18 protein-coding genes are annotated in these 18785 nt (G+C 62.5%); 13 read left to right on the plus strand and 5 right to left on the minus strand.

The genetic code is table 11. From position 1 onward, the window contains the following. Positions 1 to 274 precede the first annotated feature (274 nt). Positions 275 to 796 (plus strand): hypothetical protein, encoded by a 522-nt coding sequence (locus ACQ4MS_RS06805; protein WP_431098613.1) that lies wholly within the window; start codon positions 275 to 277, stop codon positions 794 to 796. Here the strand turns inward: ACQ4MS_RS06805 and ACQ4MS_RS06810 are convergent. The 4 genes from ACQ4MS_RS06810 to ACQ4MS_RS06825 all read right to left on the minus strand — a co-directional run bounded on the left by ACQ4MS_RS06810 (position 771) and on the right by ACQ4MS_RS06825 (position 4623). Then, positions 771 to 2147 carry an esterase/lipase family protein gene (locus ACQ4MS_RS06810; protein WP_431098614.1) on the minus strand — a complete coding sequence of 459 codons (1377 nt, stop codon included), beginning with the start codon at positions 2145 to 2147 and terminating at the stop codon, positions 771 to 773. The genes ACQ4MS_RS06805 and ACQ4MS_RS06810 overlap by 26 nt on opposite strands. Before the next feature lie 182 nt (positions 2148 to 2329). Continuing rightward, positions 2330 to 2707 carry a response regulator gene (locus ACQ4MS_RS06815; RefSeq protein WP_431098615.1) on the minus strand — a complete coding sequence of 126 codons (378 nt, stop codon included), beginning with the start codon at positions 2705 to 2707 and terminating at the stop codon, positions 2330 to 2332. Between the two features lie 108 nt (positions 2708 to 2815). Further along, the gene (locus ACQ4MS_RS06820) at positions 2816 to 3670 is read right to left on the minus strand and encodes a pseudouridine synthase (protein ID WP_431098617.1); all 855 of its coding nucleotides are present in this window, start codon (positions 3668 to 3670) and stop codon (positions 2816 to 2818) included. Between the two features lie 134 nt (positions 3671 to 3804). After that, positions 3805 to 4623, minus strand: a complete 819-nt coding sequence (locus tag ACQ4MS_RS06825; RefSeq protein WP_431098618.1) for a sulfite exporter TauE/SafE family protein — start codon at positions 4621 to 4623, stop codon at positions 3805 to 3807. A gap of 100 nt (positions 4624 to 4723) precedes the next feature. On the opposite strand from ACQ4MS_RS06825, the gene ACQ4MS_RS06830 reads away from it, so the two are divergent. From ACQ4MS_RS06830 to ACQ4MS_RS06845, 4 genes are read left to right on the plus strand one after another with little or no spacing between them, the layout of a single operon-like run. Beyond that, on the plus strand, positions 4724 to 5653 hold the full coding sequence (locus ACQ4MS_RS06830; protein ID WP_431099547.1) for a LysR substrate-binding domain-containing protein: 930 nt from the start codon (positions 4724 to 4726) through the stop codon (positions 5651 to 5653). A gap of 10 nt (positions 5654 to 5663) precedes the next feature. Then, entirely contained in the window at positions 5664 to 6311 is a 648-nt protein-coding gene (locus ACQ4MS_RS06835) for a pyridoxamine 5'-phosphate oxidase family protein (RefSeq protein ID WP_431098620.1), read from the plus strand. Then, a complete protein-coding gene (locus ACQ4MS_RS06840; RefSeq protein WP_431098622.1) occupies positions 6311 to 6979 on the plus strand; it encodes an HD domain-containing protein in 669 nt (222 codons plus the stop codon). The genes ACQ4MS_RS06835 and ACQ4MS_RS06840 overlap by 1 nt, the downstream gene beginning before the upstream one ends. Next, positions 6976 to 7332 (plus strand): hypothetical protein, encoded by a 357-nt coding sequence (locus ACQ4MS_RS06845; RefSeq protein ID WP_431098624.1) that lies wholly within the window; start codon positions 6976 to 6978, stop codon positions 7330 to 7332. The genes ACQ4MS_RS06840 and ACQ4MS_RS06845 overlap by 4 nt, the downstream gene beginning before the upstream one ends. A 200-nt stretch (positions 7333 to 7532) precedes the next feature. Here the strand turns inward: ACQ4MS_RS06845 and ACQ4MS_RS06850 are convergent, their stop codons facing one another. Next, on the minus strand, positions 7533 to 8246 hold the full coding sequence (locus tag ACQ4MS_RS06850; RefSeq protein WP_431099548.1) for a Crp/Fnr family transcriptional regulator: 714 nt from the start codon (positions 8244 to 8246) through the stop codon (positions 7533 to 7535). Positions 8247 to 8451: 205 nt separating this feature from the next. Here ACQ4MS_RS06850 and ACQ4MS_RS06855 point away from each other — a divergent pair, with 205 nt between their 5' ends. The 8 genes from ACQ4MS_RS06855 to ACQ4MS_RS06890 all read left to right on the plus strand — a co-directional run bounded on the left by ACQ4MS_RS06855 (position 8452) and on the right by ACQ4MS_RS06890 (position 18770). Continuing rightward, positions 8452 to 10398, plus strand: coding sequence for an AMP-dependent synthetase/ligase (locus ACQ4MS_RS06855; protein ID WP_431098625.1), 1947 nt, complete (start codon positions 8452 to 8454; stop codon positions 10396 to 10398). A gap of 229 nt (positions 10399 to 10627) precedes the next feature. Next, positions 10628 to 11413 (plus strand): ABC transporter ATP-binding protein, encoded by a 786-nt coding sequence (locus ACQ4MS_RS06860; protein WP_431098627.1) that lies wholly within the window; start codon positions 10628 to 10630, stop codon positions 11411 to 11413. Positions 11414 to 11581: 168 nt separating this feature from the next. Continuing rightward, positions 11582 to 12514, plus strand: coding sequence for a branched-chain amino acid ABC transporter permease (locus tag ACQ4MS_RS06865; protein WP_431098628.1), 933 nt, complete (start codon positions 11582 to 11584; stop codon positions 12512 to 12514). 158 nt (positions 12515 to 12672) lie between these two features. After that, a complete protein-coding gene (locus ACQ4MS_RS06870; protein WP_431098630.1) occupies positions 12673 to 13749 on the plus strand; it encodes a branched-chain amino acid ABC transporter permease in 1077 nt (358 codons plus the stop codon). A 126-nt stretch (positions 13750 to 13875) separates the two neighbouring features. Continuing rightward, the gene (locus ACQ4MS_RS06875; RefSeq protein WP_431098632.1) at positions 13876 to 15210 is read left to right on the plus strand and encodes an ABC transporter substrate-binding protein; all 1335 of its coding nucleotides are present in this window, start codon (positions 13876 to 13878) and stop codon (positions 15208 to 15210) included. 150 nt (positions 15211 to 15360) lie between these two features. Beyond that, positions 15361 to 16170 (plus strand): ABC transporter ATP-binding protein, encoded by an 810-nt coding sequence (locus tag ACQ4MS_RS06880; protein ID WP_431098634.1) that lies wholly within the window; start codon positions 15361 to 15363, stop codon positions 16168 to 16170. A 137-nt stretch (positions 16171 to 16307) separates the two neighbouring features. After that, positions 16308 to 17561, plus strand: a complete 1254-nt coding sequence (locus ACQ4MS_RS06885; protein WP_431098636.1) for a phenylacetate--CoA ligase family protein — start codon at positions 16308 to 16310, stop codon at positions 17559 to 17561. A 216-nt stretch (positions 17562 to 17777) separates the two neighbouring features. Next, positions 17778 to 18770, plus strand: coding sequence for a tripartite tricarboxylate transporter substrate-binding protein (locus tag ACQ4MS_RS06890; protein ID WP_431098638.1), 993 nt, complete (start codon positions 17778 to 17780; stop codon positions 18768 to 18770). Positions 18771 to 18785: the final 15 nt, after the last annotated feature.

Below are 18785 nucleotides of genomic sequence, written 5' to 3' on the forward strand. Positions count from 1 at the left end.
GCTTGAGGCTCAGGCTGCTGGCTCCTGGGTGCGATATCTCGTTTCTCCCCTATGCGCTAACACTGCGCATAGCTCTGGCAGAGGCGAAATTGATAAATTCCGGTCCAAAGCACGGCCAGAATCTGATGAAATCTCCAAAATCCACGCAAAATTTGACAATAAAAGCCAAAAACACGGAAATATGTCACAAACTTACAGTCATTAATGACTTGCATCACTTTTATCAATTTAGTTACTATTGAGGCGTACTTAATCAATTCACAGGCTTCGCTCCGTGTCCTCCTGCACTACCTACCCAACGCTTCTCAGCCGCTTCATGGCGCTGGCAACGCTGGTGGTGGGCCTGCTTTGCACATCTTTGAATTCACGCGCCGGCGAAATGCTGAGTGTTGACAAACCCCAAGCCAGCGCCAAGCTGGATTTCGCCATCGTCATTCCGGCCGTGCTCCGGATCCTGGAAAACAGCCATCCGGCAGCCCTGCTCTCTGCCGACACGGCGGGATCCCTCATTTCGGCCACACAGCGCATGGTGCTTGTATCGACCCTGGGCAAGGGCTTTTGCATGGATTTGCAGCTCAATCAGCAACAGGTTGCAGGCTGGCAGCTGAACGTCAGCGGGAGCGCCGGCACACGGGTCGAGGCAGCCGAAGGCGGCTACCGGGTCTGTGCAACGCGTCCCGGCCGCTTTGAACTGGCGCTGCAACACGCTTTCAGTTTGAAGGACCGCCATCCAGGCACAGCCACCCAGGCCTCCAGTCTCAACTGGCCCGTCAGTGTGAGCCTGGCGACCCCCTGAAACCACGACGGCCCGCTGCGCTGCGCAGCCACTGGACCAGCTGGCGCGTGACTTCAGGACGGCTCAGCAATTCCATGTGATTCATGCCTTGCGCAATCCACTGGTTCTCCGGCGCAAACGCCAGCGTGCGATCCAGCTCTTCATGCAACCCCAAGGCGCTTTCCAGCGACACCAGTCCATCACCGACGACCTTGCGCGCCAGTGCATCCCTGGCCGGCATCAGCGGGCCGCGCCCAGCTGACAGCGTGGTCGCGGCTACCGCATAACAATCCACGCACGCAGGCAGCGGGACAGGCGTCCGGGTGTCTGGGCCGCGTTCAAAGCGTCCGGTCTGCTTCCAGTCGGGTTCCAGCACGTTGCCATGGCGCAAGTCCGTGATACCGGCGCTGCGCAACTGGCCGACTCTCGCGAAGGGCCGCGTGATCAGGTTGCTGCCCAGCACGCCATCCACCCAGCTGCCCAGCCGCTCCAGCGGTGCGCCGTGATGCGGCGTTCCCAAAAATACCAGTGACTTGAGTTGCTGCAGCCAGCTGTGGCCAACCTGCGCTGCATGGTGACAGGCGCTGCGCGCCACCAGACCGCCCATGCTGTGCACCAGCAGCGTCAAGTCTTGCACGGGCTGCGGCCAGGCCTTGACCAATTGCTGCAGCAAACCGGCAAGCTGCTCACCATTGGCCGAGGTGTGCAGGCCGGTGTTGTAGTGCAGGTACACCGGGGTATAGCCCAATTCGCGCGCCAGGTGCCCGCCATGGCCCAACGCGGCAGCGGTGTCGCCGCGCCATTGCAAATCATTCATGCACAGGCCGTGGACCAGCACCAGAATCTTGCCCGTCGCCTGCGGCAAGCTGACGGCAAGCGCCTGCGGATCCAGCACCAGCGACCGGCCTTCATGGCGCAAACTCATGGGGATGGCAAGCGGATTGGCCGTGTCGAGCAAAAGGTCCCCCAGCACGCCGTTGAGGGCAGAGAGCATGGCCTCGCGCGAAGGCGAAGAGGGCTGCGCACCGGCCAGGGGAACGGCACGCGACAACATTGCATTGACAGCGCCGCCCGCCAGCCGCGTCGCGCCCTTGACGCTGCCGTAAACCAGTCCGGTAATCCCGGAAGATTTGACGCCACTGCTTCCAGGCGTGCTGTCGACGAACCTTGAGCCCAGCAGGCCAAACGGTGCGGCGACGGCCTTGTACACATTGCCCTGCACGGTTTCGGCCAGGCCCGTGACGCCCAGGGTTGCCTGCGTGGCAAGCTGCGCCAACCCCTGGATGTCGGAGACATGCAACCAGGTCGGCAGCCTGGAAGCCCCGGGCGTGGAGGTGGCTGCCGTGGCGCCGGGCCGGTCTGGTGTGCTCATGGCGCGATTGTGGCGCTATAGACGGCGATGCGCCAGCGGGCAGCACGCCGGTACAGCCGCGGCAGCAGTTTCATGAATAAAAAGCGGCGTTTGCCCAAGCAATACGGGCGCAAATAGCTATCAATTTAATAGCTAAAAGGTTTCAACCCGCGCCAGCTGCAAACACGGGCCATCATGCTCGATCAATGCAGGGCCGTTTGTACCTGGCAATAGTCAAACAGACTGTCAAGCTCGCTGGACTTGTCGAAGACGGCGTCAGCCCCCAGTTCGGCGGCGCGCCTGCGAATTTCATCCGTCGCGTAGTTGCTCAGGACGACGACCTTCTGGTAGGGCTCGCGATTGCGGCAACCCGCGAGCACGCCCAAACCACTGCCCTCTTTCAGGAAAAGATCCACGATGGCCAGATGCCACTCGCCGTTGTGGAGCTTCAGCCAGCGGGTGGCCTCGGTCTGGGTGGCACCATGGCCTGTCACCTGGACTGCGGCAATCTCCTTGAGCGCCTCTATCAGGTTCTCAAGAACGATCTCGTTGTCCTCAACCAGGTAGGTAATTAGTGCCATGCGCCCACTTTAGGCCGCAGCCCACGGGAGCCTGCCATCCGTTGGCGCGCATCCGGGTAGGACAGAGGCCCCCACAGCGAGCTGCCCGCCAAGCCCGGACGGTGTAGGCTAGAAGTGCTCGTGCGGTGCCAGATAACGCCATTGGCCGACCGGCAAATGGCCCAGGTTGACATTGCCGATACGCACACGCTTCAGGCCAGTAACAAACAGGCCCACCTGCTCGCACATGCGGCGGATCTGGCGCTTTTTGCCTTCTTTCAGGACAAAACGCAGCTGCTCGGGGTTTTGCCAGGACACCTGTGCAGGCTTGAGCGGCTGGCCATCCAGGCTCAAGCCATGATTCAGCAGGGCCAGTTTTTCGCGCGGGAACAAAGCCTGTACGTTGACAGACTCAGGTCCGTAGCTGACCCGCACCAGATACTCTTTTTCAATCTCCGAGTCTTCGCCGATGAGCTGGCGCGCCACACGGCCGTCCTGCGTCAGCACCAGCAGCCCGATGGAATCAATGTCCAGCCGTCCCGCCGGCGCGAGGCCGCGCAACTGCTCATGGCCCCAGCGCATGCGGCTGTTGCATTCGCGCCAGCGGTTTTGCGGCTGCACCAGCACCACCGCCGGCTCATGTCCGTCTTCTGCCTGGCCGCTGACATAACCGACCGGCTTGTTGATCAGGATGGTGACCTGCTGGCGCTGCTGCTGCTCGGCCTGGCGGTCAATCTCGATGCGGGCATCCACGGCCACGGGTTGTCCCATGACGGCCGGCGCACCATTCACACGCACCCAGCCGCGGGCAATCCAGTCATCGGCCTCACGGCGCGAGCACAGCCCCAGTTCGGCCATGCGCTTGTTCAGCCGCACGGTGGCAGCTGGCGCGCCCGGCGCAGCCGCTGCTGGCGGGGTTTTCTGGATTCGTACGGCGACGCCGACGGGTTTGGGGCCCGATCCGGGTTTCAAGGGTTCTGTCATTTGCTATCTATTTTATAGCTGCTCGCGCAGGTTATTCTTGGGTCGCAGGCGTATTTGGCACTTAAATGCCGCCGGCTACGGCCTTCAGACCACCCAGAGGCAATGTGCATAGATGCGGCCCCCTGATTTTGCCTTTATCCCGCAAGCCAGCGTATGGCGCTGCCGATGACCATATATAGGCCGATGGCCAGCAAGCCCGCAAAGAACAGACGCTTGAAATTTCTCTCGTCCAGCCGCCCCCGCAGCATTTGGCCCGCCGCCATCCCCAGCAAGGCCGCAGGCAAAGCCGCCAGCCAGCCCCAACCGCCGGGCATCGCGCCTGCCGTGAATGATCCTTCGAGCACCAGGCGAGCGAAAAGCGCAAGGGTGGAAACGGTGAACGACAGTCCCAGTGCCTGCACCAGCTCATCTTTCGTCAGCGACAAGGCCTGCAGATAAGGCACCGCTGGAAAGACAAAAACACCCGTGGCCGCTGTGATGGCACCGGTGACCAAACCGGTGGCGCCGGATAAAAGCCGCTCGCCGCGTCGGGGCGCTGACAGCGGCACAGCGGCGAGCCCCAGCACGGCGTACACCATCAACGCGGCGCCCAATCCCGCCGAGGCCACATTGGCATCGAGAGTGACAAGGCTGACCGGCGCCCACAGCGTTGCGGCGATCACGCCCAGCTGCAAAGGCCAGAGCCGCCTCACCAGCTGGCCCAGCGCAGCGCCGTCCCACATCTGCCAGGCATTCGTCAAAAACGAAGGCAGGATCAGAATCACGGCGGCATGGGCGGGCGACATGACACTGGCCAGCAGCCCCATGGAAAGCGTCGGTAGCCCCAACCCGACCACGCCTTTGACCAGGCCGGCCAGCAGGAATACCGCCACGACTACGCCGAGGATGAAGGCTTCCTGCCCCGAACCTACGATGGCGGCGGCACCATTTTGATCAATGTTGGCGGTGGTCATGGCTTTCATTTTGGGCAAGTGCATCCGCGGGTTCAAGCTGTAATATCTGCTGCCAGCCTTCGTCATTTTCGAAGGCCAGGAGAAGCCTGTGGTTGCCAACATCCGCTTTGACCTTATTGACCTCCGCCTGTTTTTGCATGTCACGGACACCGGCAGCATCACCGCGGGCGCGAAGCTCTCGCATCTGGCGCTCGCCTCGGCCAGCGCACGCATCCGCGGCATGGAAGACGCATTGGATGTGCCGCTGCTCGAGCGCCTGCGCTCCGGCATCAAGCCGACCAAGGCTGGGGTGTCCGTGGCCCACCACGCGCGGCTGGTGCTGCAACAAATCGAGCGCATGCACGGCGAAATCGACGACTATGCGGGCGGCCTGGCGGGCAAGGTGCGCTTGCTGTCCAACACAGCCGCCATCACCGACTACCTGCCGCAGGCGCTGGCGTATTTCCTCAACACCCATCCGGCCATCGACGTGGAACTGGAAGAGCGCCCCAGCCATTTGATCGTTTCGCAGCTGCTGGCCCAGGCCGCCGACCTCGGCATCGTGGCCGACTCCGCCGGCATCGCCAGCCTCGAATCAAAACCCTTCCGGCGCGACCAGTTGGTGCTGGTGGTGCCCGCCGGCAGCGGATTCGGCCGGCAACGGCAAGTCGCGTTCGAGCAAGCCCTGACCTACGACTTCGTCGGCCTCGGGGAAGACAGCGCCCTGCAGCAGCACCTGGCGCTGCAGGCCGAACGCCTGGGGCAACGCATGCGCACCCGCATCCGGCTTCGCAGTTTTGATGCAGTCTGCCGCATGGTGGAGGCCGGCGTCGGGGTGGCCGTAGTGCCGGCCGTCGCGGCCCAGCGTCATGCAGGCGCGAGCCGCTTGCGTGTCCTCACGCTGACCGACGCCTGGGCCGACCGGCAGCTGCTGATTTGCGCGCGCCGCTTTGACCAGCTGTCGCTGCCGGCGATCCGGCTGGTGGAGGCTCTGTGCGCGCCGGCCTCGGCGCCGGGCCCTCAACGCGCAAGCCGATCAGCCAGGCGATAAAGTCATGCCCATGCAAACCATCAAACCACACGCTGACCCGCAAGCCGACCCGCACGCCGTCACCAGCCTGCCGCAGCTGGAGGCGCTGTTCGGCAACATAGGCGAAGCGTCGCTCAAGAAAGAAGTGGACTTCCTGCATCCGGCCTACCAGGCGCTGATACAGGCCTCGCCTTTCGCGGTGCTGGCCACGGCAGGGCCCGGCGGGTTGGACGCATCGCCGCGCGGCGATCCGCCGGGTTTTGTGGTGATCCAGGACGACAAAACCCTGCTGCTGCCGGAGCGCCGCGGCAACAACCGCATCGACAGCCTGCGCAACCTGCTGGCCGACCCGCGTGTGGCGCTGCTTTTCCTGATTCCCGGCGCTGGCGAGACACTGCGCGTGAACGGCCGGGCCCGTATCACCACCGCACCCGACATGCTGCAGCGTTTTGCCATGGAAGGAAAGCTGCCCCATTGCGTCATGGTGATCGATGTCGAGTCGGTATTTTTCCAGTGCGCGCGGGCCATCCAGCGCTCAAAGCTCTGGCAGGCCGCATCGCAAAGCCGTCCGGATGTGCCCACGCCGGGCGCCATGCTGCAGGCGTTGACGGCGGCGGCCATCGACGGCGAACAATACGACCGTGAATTGCCCGCGCGGCAGAAGTCCACGCTGTACTGATGTCAGGCGACGTCCCTGAAACCATGGGCCTGCTGGCCCGCTCGTGGCAACGCTGCACCCATGCGCTTGTGCCCCACACCATTGAAAGCAGGATGTTTGGCGAACTGCTGGCGCGGTATTCGGAGCCCCACCGCAAATACCATACCGCGCAGCATCTGTGCGAATGCCTCATGCACTTCGAGGCCGCTCGCCATCTGGCTGAACAGCCCGACGACATCGAGATGGCGCTGTGGTTCCACGATGCGATTTACGACACACAGCGCCACGATAACGAGGAAAAAAGCGCCGGCTGGGCACGGGACGCGCTGCTGGCGCACGGCGCCTCTGCGGCCACTGCCCAGCGCGTTCACGACCTGGTCATGGCCACCCGCCATACCGCGCTACCGGTCTCTGCCGACGAACAGCTGCTGGTTGACATCGACCTCTCCATCCTGGGCGCCGGTCCGGACAGGTTTGCGGAATACGAGCGGCAGATCCGGGACGAGTATGCCTTTGTGCCCGCGGCCCTGTTCAGGCAAAAGCGGAGCGAAATCCTGCAGGGTTTTCTGGACCGGCCCGTGATCTACAGCACTGCGTACTTTCGCGAGACGCTGGAGGCGCGTGCACGCGAGAACCTGTGCAAAGCGATTGCCGCCGCGGCTTCAGCAACCAGCCCTCTCACGCAATGAACACCTGCCCCCATTGCCGCCAGGCCGGAATCAAATCCTGGGAAAAGCGTTTCTCCAGCCGTGGCAACCCCGCCACCTGCACCTTGTGCGGAGGTCTCTCGCATGTTCTGAGCAGCGCCGCCGGCGGCACATTTGTCCTGACATCCATCCTCATGATGGTGGCCATCTTTGTCGGCTTTTTAACCAACTCATGGCTGGCGGGGCTGTCAGGTTACCTTCTGGCGGCGGCCTACAACGTGTGGGCCTGGCAGCGCGAAACGCTTTCGCCGATCCTCAAGGAGCACGCTCAAGCCGCAAACCGGGCCAATTGGGCGGTTGCCACAATATCTGTTTTGATTTCGTTTCTTTCCTGAGGGCGAGGTCTCCCGTCACGCCCGATTGCTACTGATTTCATAGCGTTTAGAGCTCAATTTGATTGGGACTACAGGCGCTTTTGACATAAAACATCAATGCGCGCCCAACGGCCCGAAAGGGTTTCCGGGACAGTTTGAACGCTCAAGCCATGCTATTTATTCAATAGCAGCTTACGCCCGCCCGAATGGGCCTGCAGCGACTATTTGCTTGAGAAAACACTGGACCGCAGGGCCCCAAGGTCCAGTACGCGCAGGCCACCGTACTCGATGCGGATAAACCCCCGGGCCTGCAGCGTGCTCAGCGCCTTATTCACGCGCTGGCGCGACAGGCCCACCAGATAAGCCATTTCCTGCTGCGTGATGCGCAGGATTTCCCCTACACCCGGGTATAGCACCGGGTTAAACAGCGTGGCCAGGCTGCGCGCCACGCGAATGTCGGGATTGTTCATGCGGTCGATCTCGCGCGCGACAATGAACTGCCCAAGGCGTTCGTTGAGCTGGTTCATCACAAAGCGGTTAAAGCCGATGGAGTGGTCCAGCAGCCAGTGGAAATCGTCGACCGGCAGCCCCGCCACCACCGTCTTGCGCAGTGCCTGGATGTTGTAGCGGTACGGCTCGCGCTTGAGCACCGTACCCTCGCCGAACCAGGCGCCCGGCGGCAGGCCGGTGAAGGTCATGGTGGCGCCCTGTTCGCTGTCGGTGCTCATCTTGAGCAGCCCTTCGACGACGCCGAACCAGTAGGTCACCGGCTTGCCGACACGGCAGACGTAGTCACCGACGTTGGCGTCACCCACGCGCACGCTCGCCACGGCGCGCTCGCGCTCGGCCGGCCGCAGCTCGTTCAGCCAATGGATGCCGGCAAGCTCCTGCGCGTCGGGCATGCGGGCGCGGATCTGCATCGACTGGCCCGTCATCGTCACCATGTGCGCACCTTGAAAAAGATTGAGGCCAAGGGTGAGGCTAAGGGAAAGTCCGGGGGAGTAATCACCCTTGAATTGTCGTCCGAACGACAACTTAACGTCAAATGCATGCCTACCATGCACTTCACAAGACGACTTTCGGGCTATCGGGCAAACAAGCAGCCGGGCCCGAAGGCATAACGACCGCGAGACAAGGACCATGCAGACCACTTTTCCCAGACTGTTGCTCAAACATGCGGCCGAGCGCCCAGGCGCCCCGGCCATGCGCGAAAAAGAGTACGGCATCTGGCAGGCGCACAGCTGGGCCAATATGGCGCTACTGGTCGAGCACATCGCCTGCGGTCTGCACCAGCTGGGCTTGCAGCGCGGCGAACACATGGTGATCATCGGCGCCAACCGGCCGCGTCTCTATGCCACCATGCTGGCCGCGCAGGCTCTGGGCGCCGTGCCGATTCCGCTGTACCAGGACGCGGTGGGCGCCGAGTGCATCTATCCCATTAACAACGCCGACGTGCGCTTTGCGCTGGTGGAAGACCAGGAGCAGGTCGACAAGCTGCTGGAGATCCGCGGCCAGTGCCCGCAGCTGGCGCAGATCGTTTATGACGATCCGCGCGGCCTGCGCAACTATGCGGAAGACGGCCTGCAGTCGCTGGACGCCTTGCTGGAAAAGGGTGAGGCCTTTGCCGCGGGGCAGCCCGGCTTCTTCAAGGCTGAAGTCGACAAGGCCCAGCCGGACGACGTGGCCGCGATGTTTTTCACCTCGGGCACCACAGGCAACCCCAAGGGCGTGGTCCATACCCACAACACCCTGTTGGACCGCGCCAAGGCCGGCGCCGACTTCGACAAACTCACCTCCGGCGAGGAAGTGCTGGCTTACCTGCCACCCGCCTGGGTCGGCCAGAACATCTTCAGTTACGCGCAGTGGCTGGCCTGCGGCTATGTGGTGAATTGCCCCGAGAGCGCAAGCACCGTGACGATCGACCTGAAGGAAGTCGGCCCGACCTATTACTTTGCGCCACCGCGGATTTTCGAAAGCCTGCTCACCACCGTGATGATCCGCATGGAAGACGCGGGCCGCATCAAGCGCGGCATGTTCCACTATTTCATGGGCGTGGCCAAACGCGCCGGCCCGGCCCTGATGGACGGCAAGCCCGTAGCCGCCATGGACAGGTTGCTGTATGCGCTGGGCAGCGTGTTGGTTTATGGCCCGCTGCGCAACACGCTGGGGTTTTCGCGTGTGCGGGTGGCTTACACCGCCGGCGAGGCCATCGGCCCCGACCTTTTCACCTTTTACCGCTCCATCGGCATCAACCTCAAGCAGCTGTATGGCTCGACCGAGACCGCTGTGTTCGTATGCCTGCAGCCGGACAACGAGGCACGCGCCGACACGGTCGGGGTTCCGATCAGCGGCGTGCAGATCAAGGTGGCCGACAACGGGGAAATCCTGGTGAAGTCCGCCGGCCTGCTCAAGGAATACTACAAAAACCCCACGGCGACGGCCGAGGTGCTGAGCGCCGACGGCTGGTACCACACCAGCGACGCGGGCTTTATTGACGCCAGCGGCCACCTCAAGATCATCGACCGCGTAAAAGACGTGGGCCGCATCAAGGGCGGCGCCAACGATGGCGCCATGTTCGCGCCCAAGTATGTGGAGAACAAACTCAAGTTCTTCCCGCACATCAAGGAAGTCGTGGCTTACGGCGACGGCCGCGAAAAAGTCTGCGTGATGATCAACATCGACTTCGACGCCGTGGGCAACTGGGCCGAACGCCGCAACCTGCCCTATGCCGGCTACACCGACCTGGCGCAAAAGCCCGAGGTCTACCAGCTCATCAAGGAGTGCGTCGAGAAGGTCAACGCCGACCTGAGCGTGGACGCCTTATTGGCCGGATCACAGGTCAGCCGCTTCCTGGTGTTGCACAAGGAGCTGGACGCGGACGACGGCGAACTCACACGGACGAACAAGGTGCGGCGCGGTTTCATTGCCGAGAAATACCAGCCGCTGATCGATGCGCTCTATGGCGACAAGACCGAGCAGTTCATTGAAACCGTCGTGAAGTTTGAGGACGGCCGGTCAGGCAGTGTCAGTGCGACGCTGAAGATCGATGACACCAAAACATTTTCCCCCGTGAAGGCAGCAGCATGAACAACCGGCAGCTATCGGGCTCCATCCAAGTTCAAGCCGTGGAACCGGCTTTGCCGGGCCACAGGCGGGCGGCCCCAGAGGGGCTGGAGCCCGCGGCTCCAAGCCTGCTTGAGCAGGGTTGGACGGGCGACAGAGGCGAAGCGTCTCGCGAGCCGCGGCCTGCAAGGCCTCGCGCATTACACGAAGTGAAAAGCGTGGGGGCAAAGTTTGCACCCGTGAAGGCGGCCGCTTGATGACAAAAAAAATAGGCGACGTCATTCTTGACGTCAACAACATCTCCCTCAGCTTCGGCGGCGTGAAAGCGCTGTCCGACATTTCCTTCAATGTGAAAGAGCACGAGATCCGCGCCATCATCGGCCCCAACGGCGCGGGCAAAAGCTCCATGCTGAACTGCATCAACGGCGTCTATGCGCCGCAGCAGGGCTCCATCACCTTTCGCGGCCAAACCTTCAAGCACATGAACAGCCACCAGGTGGCGGTGATGGGCGTGGCCCGCACCTTCCAGAACCTGGCGCTCTTCAAAGGCATGAGCGTGCTCGACAACATCATGTCGGGCCGAAATCTCAAAATCAAAAGCAACCTGCTGCTGCAGGCGCTGCGTATAGGCCCCGCCGAAAAAGAAGAAATCATGCACCGCGAGGCAGTCGAAAAAATCATCGACTTCCTGGAAATCCAGGCTTACCGCAAAACACCGGTGGGCCAGCTGCCCTATGGCCTGCAAAAGCGCGTGGACCTGGGACGTGCGCTGGCGATGGAACCGCAAGTGCTGCTGCTCGACGAGCCCATGGCCGGCATGAACGTGGAAGAAAAACAGGACATGTGCCGCTTCGTACTCGATGTCAATGACGAGTTCGGCACCACCGTCGTGCTGATCGAGCACGACATGGGCGTGGTGATGGACATTTCCGACCGCGTGGTGGTGCTCGACTACGGCAAAAAAATCGGCGACGGCACCCCCGACGAAGTACGCAACAACGAAGACGTGATCCGGGCCTACCTCGGAACCAGCCACTGATATGAATATGAACCACGACAAGACGCCGGTGTTCAACGCTTACCAACGGACGGTACCCGTTCGTGCCAGTGGCCGCAGTGGAACCGGCTTTGCCGGGCCACAAGCGGCGTCCCCCGGAGGGGGAGAGGCGGCTACACGAAGTGAGTCCGCAACAGGGGGGAGCCCAGAATGCTAGGTTCAGTTCTTGAAACCATTATTGGCGGCCTGATGTCGGGCATGCTGTATTCGCTGGTCGCACTGGGCTTTGTGCTGATCTACAAAGCCTCGGGTGTCTTCAACTTCGCGCAGGGTGCGATGGTGCTGTTCGCGGCACTGGCCATGGCGCGGTTTTCGGAATGGATCCCGCAGTGGACAGGCCTGGACAGCAAGTTCATCAACAACGCGCTGGCCTTCGCGGCCGCCCTCGCCATCATGGTGGTGATTGCCTGGCTGATCGAAAAACTGGTGCTCAGCAAACTCGTGAACCAGGAAGGTGTCGCGCTGCTGATGGCGACGCTGGGTATCTCGTATTTCCTGGACGGCTTTGGCCAGACCATCTTCGGCTCCAGCATCTACAAGATCGACGTGGGCATGCCCAAGGACCCGATGTTCCTGCTGGAAGGCGTGTTCCAGGGCGGCCTGCTGGTGAACCAGGAAGACCTGGTCGCCGCGCTGATCGCCACCGCCCTGGTGGCGGCACTGGCCGCCTTCTTCCAGTACACCAGCACAGGCCGGGCCCTGCGCGCGGTGGCAGACGACCACCAGGCCGCGCAATCCATCGGCATTCCGCTGAACCGCATCTGGGTGATTGTCTGGAGTGTGGCGGGCTTCGTCGCGCTGGTCTCCGGCGTGATCTGGGGCAGCAAGCTGGGCGTGCAGTTTTCGCTGTCGGTGCTGGCGTTGAAGGCGCTGCCGCTTGTCATTCTGGGCGGCCTGACGTCGGTTCCGGGCGCGATTGTCGGCGGGTTGATTCTTGGCGTTGGCGAAAAACTCGCCGAGGTTTTTCTCGGGCCCTACGTGGGGGGCGGTATCGAGATCTGGTTTGCTTATGTCCTCGCCTTGTGTGTCCTGCTGGTGCGGCCCCAGGGTCTGTTCGGCGAGAAAATTATTGACCGTGTTTAAACATGAAGCCTCCACGCTTGTCACTCCGTGTACTGCGCTTCCCCCCGAGGGGGCCGCTGCGCCTGCGGCCCGGCAAAGCCGGTTCCGCGGCCCCTGCTGGCTGCGGTAAAGCCCAGCGCACAACTTCTTTTATTGCGATCTAACGGCGGCTCACCTTTATGTTCTACAGAGAAAACGGCCAGTTCAAAACCAGCTATCGGGCGGACCAGCAAATCTTCCCGATCCTGCAAGACCGCATCGCCATAGCCCTGCTGCTGGCCTTTGCCTTCATTGCCGTCCCGCTGCTAGCCAGCGACTACCTGTTCCGCGCCATCCTGATTCCCTTCCTGATCTTTTCGCTGGCTGCTGTCGGGGTGAACATCCTGGTCGGTTACTGCGGGCAGATCTCGCTGGGCTCGGGCGCCTTCATGGCTGTCGGAGCCTACGGGGCCTACAACTTCTTTGTGCGCATTCCCGGTATGCCGCTGATTCCGGCGCTGATCCTGGGCGGTTTGTGCTCCATGCTGTTCGGCATCCTGTTCGGGCTGCCCAGCCTGCGCGTGAAGGGCTTGTATCTCGCAGTGACGACGCTGGCCGCGCAGTTCTTCAGCGACTGGATGTTCCTGCGGATCAAGTGGTTCACCATGGACACGCCTTCGGGCTCGGTGTCCGTGTCCAACCTGCAGGTGTTCGGCCTGCCGATTGAAAGCGCGCTGAGCAAGTACCTCTTTTGCCTGGCCATCGTGGTGGTGATCACCCTGCTGGCCAAAAACCTGGTGCGCAGCGCCATCGGCCGCGAGTGGATGGCGATTCGCGACATGGACGTGGCCGCCGCGGTGATCGGCATACGCCCGATGTACGCCAAGCTCAGCGCTTTTGCGGTCAGCTCTTTCATCATCGGCATCGCCGGTGGCCTGTGGGCCTTTATTTACCTTGGCGCTTGGGAGCCTGCCGCCTTCTCGGTGGACTATTCCTTCCGCCTGCTGTTCATGGTGATCATCGGCGGCATGGGCGCGATCATGGGCAGCTTCTTCGGCGCGGCCTTCATCGTGGTACTGCCGATTGTGCTGAGCCAGCTGCTGCCGGTGCTGGCGGGCTGGCTGGGCCTCTCGATCTCCACGGCGGGCATCTCGCACGCGGAGCTGATGATTTTCGGCGGGCTGATCGTGTGGTTCCTGATTGTCGAGCCGCATGGGTTGGCCAAGCTGTGGGCAGTGGGTAAACAAAAACTCAGGCTATGGCCCTTTCCGCACTGAACCTTTCCGCGCTACCGCTTATAGGGTTAAGGACTACTCGAAATCACCGATGCGTTGCAGAGGCTTAGGTCGTTTACTGAGGTGTCAGTTTTTCAGGGTGTTTATAAATTTTTCCAGGAGACAACAATGAAGATTCGTAAATTGATGTTGGCGGTGGCCATCCTCGCCACCGGCGCCTCGTCCTTGACGGCGACCAGCGCATTCGCCCAGGCGAAGGAGCAATTCTTTCCGGTGCTGTCTTACCGCACCGGACCCTACGCGCCCAACGGCGTGCCCTGGGCTAACGGCTATGTGGACTATCTCAAGCTGGTCAACGCGCGCGGCGGCATCAACGGTGTGAAGATCTCGTTTGAAGAGTGCGAAACCGGTTACGACACCGCGCGCAGCGTGGAATGCTATGAGCGCCTCAAAGGCAAGAACGGCGGCGCCACGCTGGTACAACCGCTGTCAACCGGCGCCACATTTGCCATCACCGAAAAAGCCCCTGTCGACAAGATTCCCGTGGTGACCGTCGGCTACGGACGCAGCGAGAGTGCTGACGGCTCCATCTTCAAGTGGAATTTCCCGATCGCCGGCACCTACTGGGTCGCCGCTGACGCCATCCTGCAGGCCATCGCCAAGAAGGAAGGCGGCTTCGACAAGCTCAAGGGCAAGCGCGTTGCGCTGGTCTATCACGATTCGCCCTTCGGCAAGGAACCTATTCCCCTGATGCAGGAGCGTGCCGCCATGCACGGTTTTACCCTGCAACTGCTGCCCGTCACCGCGCCCGGCGTCGAGCAGAAAGCCACCTGGTTGCAGGTTCGCCAGTCGCGCCCTGACTATGTGGCGCTATGGGGCTGGGGCATCATGAACACCACAGCCATCAAGGAAGCGCAAGCCACCGGTTACCCGCGCGAGAAGATGTACGGCGTGTGGTGGGCCGGCGCCGAGCCTGATGTGAAAGACGTGGCCGATGGCGCGAAGGGCTACAACGCGGTGACCATGCAGCACGGCGCAGAGCCGAACTCCAAGCTGGTCAAGGACGTCATGGCTTTGGTGCACGGCAAAGGCCAAGGCACGGGCCCGAAAGAAGAAGTCGGCCAGGTGCTCTACATGCGCGGCGCCATGAGCGCCATGCTGGGCGTGGAAGGTTTGCGCGCGGCACAAGACCGTTTCGGCAAGGGAAAGATCATGACCGGCGAACAAGTGCGCTGGGGCCTGGAAAACCTGAACCTGACGCAGGCCAAACTGGATGCGCTGGGCTTTGCCGGGGTGATGCGGCCTATCAGCACCTCCTGCACCGACCACATGGGTTCGGCATGGGCCCGCATCCACACCTGGGACGGCAAGGAATGGAAGTTCACCTCCGACTGGCTGCAGGCCGATGAGCAGGTGATCAAGCCCCTGGTCAAGACCACTGCCGCCAAATACGCCGCCGAGAAAAAGCTGACGGCGCGCACGCCGGCCGACTGCCAGTCTTGAGCGGCGTAGCCGCTCAGCTGGCTTTGCCAGGTACTGACGGCACCCACCCTAACCTCCCCCGCCAAGCGGGAGGGGCGCGGCTCTCGCGAGCCGCCAGCCTTGAGGGCTGATTGCCTTACCGGCAGCCCTCAAGATTGGTCAGGAAAAATTATGGACACACCTAACATCGTTCTCAACGTCAACGGCATCGAGGTTATCTACAACCACGTGATCCTGGTGCTCAAGGGCGTCTCGCTGCAGGTCCCGCAGGGCCGCATCGTGGCCATCCTGGGCGGCAACGGCGCGGGCAAGACCACCACGTTGCGCGCCATCTCCAACCTGCTTAGAGGCGAGCGCGGCGAGGTCACCAAGGGCTCCATCGAGCTTCGCGGCGAGCGTATTGAAAACCTTTCGCCGGCCGATCTGGTACAGCGCGGCGTAGTGCAGGTCATGGAAGGGCGGCACTGCTTTGCCCACCTGACCATCGAGGAGAACCTGTTGACCGGCGCCTACACGCGAAGTAGCAAGGCCGAAGTGGCCGCCAATCTGGAGAAGGTCTACAACTACTTCCCGCGCCTCAAGACCCGGCGCACCTCTCAGGCCGCGTATACCTCCGGTGGCGAGCAGCAGATGTGCGCCATCGGCCGCGCGCTCATGGCGAACCCTTCGATGGTGCTGCTGGACGAACCTTCCATGGGCCTGGCACCGCAGATCGTCGAGGAAGTGTTCAACATCGTGAAAGACCTGAACCAGAAGGAGCAGGTCACCTTCCTGCTGGCCGAGCAGAACACCAACATGGCGCTCAAGTACGCCGACTACGGCTACATCATGGAAAGCGGCCGCGTGGTGATGGACGGCGCGGCCGCCGACCTCGCCAACAACGAGGACGTCAAAGAGTTTTACCTGGGCGTAGGTGGTGGTGAGCGCAAGAGTTTTAAAGATGTCAAAAGCTACAAGCGCCGCAAACGCTGGCTTGCATAGAGCCCCCACGCTCCGTCGCTGCGGGGGTCGCTGCCCCCGAGGGGGCGCTGCGCCTGCGGCCCGGCGAAGCCGGTTCCGCGGCCCCTGCTGGTTTCGGATTTCGCGCTGAGGTATTGACAGGATTTGGACGATATCGAATGACAACACATTACGACACCCTGGAACACCGGCCGCATGCCAGCCGCGAGGCCGCTCAGCTGGCCGCGCTGCCGCAGCAGATCGCGCATGCGCAGTCGCATGCGCCAGCTTTTGCCGCCATCCTCAAGGGCGTGAATGGCGCAACCGTCAGCTCCCGCGCCGCGCTGGCGCGCCTGCCCGTAACGCGCAAATATGAGCTGCTGGAGCGACAGCAGGCCACGCGCCAGGCGGGCGGTGATCCTTTCGGCGGCTTCAGTGCGCTGCACTACGGCGCCGCGATGCCGCGCGTGTTCGCCAGCCCCGGCACGATTTACGAACCCGACAGCACGCGCAAGGACTACTGGCGCATGGCCCGCGCGCTGCACGCCGCCGGCTTCCGGCCGGGGCAACTGGTGCACAACTGCTTCAGCTACCACTTCGTGCCGGCCGGCACCATGATGGAAAGCGGCGCCCATGCGCTGGGCTGCACGGTGTTTCCGGGCGGTACCGGGCAGACCGAGCAGCAGGTGCAAGCTATGGCCGAGCTCAAGCCCGCCGGTTATGTGGGCACGCCGAGCTTCCTCAAGATCATTGTCGACAAGGCCGCCGAGATGAAGGTGGCGCTGCCCAGCGTGGCGCGCGCGATGGTCTCGGGCGAAGCTTGCCCGCCCAGCCTGCGCGACTGGCTGGCCGAGCGCGGCATCGCCGCCTACCAGTGCTACGCCTCGGCCGACCTGGGGCTGATTGCCTACGAAACCGAGGCCCGCGAAGGCCTGGTACTCGACGAAGGCGTGATCGTGGAAATCGTGCGTCCCGGCACCGGCGACCCGGTCGCCGAGGGCGAGGTCGGCGAGCTGGTGGTTACCACGCTGAACCCCGACTACCCGCTGATCCGTTTCGGCACCGGTGACCTCTCGGCCGTACTGCCGGGCAGCTGCCCCACCGGCCGTACCAACACGCGCATCAAGGGCTGGATGGGCCGGGCCGACCAGACCGTCAAGGTGCGCGGGATGTTTGTGCACCCGGGCCAGGTCGCCGACATCGCCCGGCGCTTTCCGGAAGTGCTCAAGGCCAGGCTGGTGGTGAGCGGTGAGATGGCCAACGACAGCATGCACTTCCAGGTTGAAACCACAGCCACTCCGGAGGGCTTGGACCAACGTATCGGCGAAGCGGTCCGCGACGTCACCAAGCTGCGCGGAACGGTGCAACTTCTGCCGCCCGGCAGTCTCCCCAACGACGGCAAGGTTATTGAAGATGCACGGAGTTACAAGTAGGCCCCCACGCTTTTCGCTGCGCGTAATGCGCTGCCCCCGAGGGGGCGTTGCGCCTGCGGTCTGGCGAAGCCAGTCCCGCGGCCCCTGCTGGTTTGAACTCCCAGGAGTTGCGCGCTACCCGTTGAGGGACCCGGGGGCTTGCCCTTACGTAGTTCCCGCGATGTTCTGCCGATAATGGAAACGTAAACTGGGCGCGTTCATTTAAAGGAGACGCTCATGAAACGCCTGTTAATCCTCGCTGCCGCCGCGACAGCCTTTGTTGCCCACGCGCAAGCACCCGCATTCCCCGGCTCCAAGCCTGTCACCCTGGTGGTGCCCTTCGCGGCCGGCGGCCCGACCGACCGCGTCGCGCGCGACCTGGCCGAAGCCATGCGCAAAGCCATGGGCGGCAGCGCCAACTTCGTCGTCGAAAACGTCAACGGCGCCGGCGGCACCATCGGTGCGGCCAAGGTAGCCCGCGCAGCGCCGGACGGCCATACGCTGCTGGTGCATCACATCGGCATGGCGGCCGCTCCAGCCCTGTATCGCAAACTTCCCTACAAGGTGCTGGAAGACTTCGAGTTCCTGGGCATGATCAACGAAGTGCCCATGACCATCATCGGCAAACCACAGTTACCAGCCAACAACTACCGGGACTTCGAAAACTACATTCGCGCCAATGCCGGCAAACTCAACATCGCCCATGCCGGGCTGGGCTCCGCATCGCACCTGTGTGGCTTGATGTGGCAAGCGGCAATCAACGCCAAAGACGCAATGACCACCATTCCCTTTGGCGGCACCGCGCCGGCAATGAATGCACTGGTGGGCGGGCAGGTTGACATGATGTGCGACCAGACAACCAACACCACCGGGCAGATCGAGGCCGGCCGCGTCAAGGCCTTTGCCGTAACGACCGCCAAACCGCTGTCGAAGAACAAGCTGCTGAAAGACTATCCGACGCTGCAGGAAATGGGACTCAAGGGCTTTGACCTGACGATCTGGCACGGCATGTACGCGCCCAAGGGCACCCCTGCGGCCGTCATCACCCAGATCAACAACGCGCTGAAGGTCGCCCTCAAGGACCCCGAGTTCATCAAGAAGCAGGAAGGCCTGGGCGCCGTCGTGGTGAACGACAAGCGCGTGGACCCTGCGGCCCACAAAGCCTTTGTTTCTTCCGAGATCAGCAAGATCAAGCCCGTGGTCGAAGCCGCCGGCAAATTTGCCGACTGATTGACTGGTTTCAAG

It is taken from the genome of Polaromonas aquatica (assembly GCF_050626995.1).
Lineage (GTDB): Bacteria > Pseudomonadota > Gammaproteobacteria > Burkholderiales > Burkholderiaceae_C > Polaromonas > Polaromonas aquatica_A.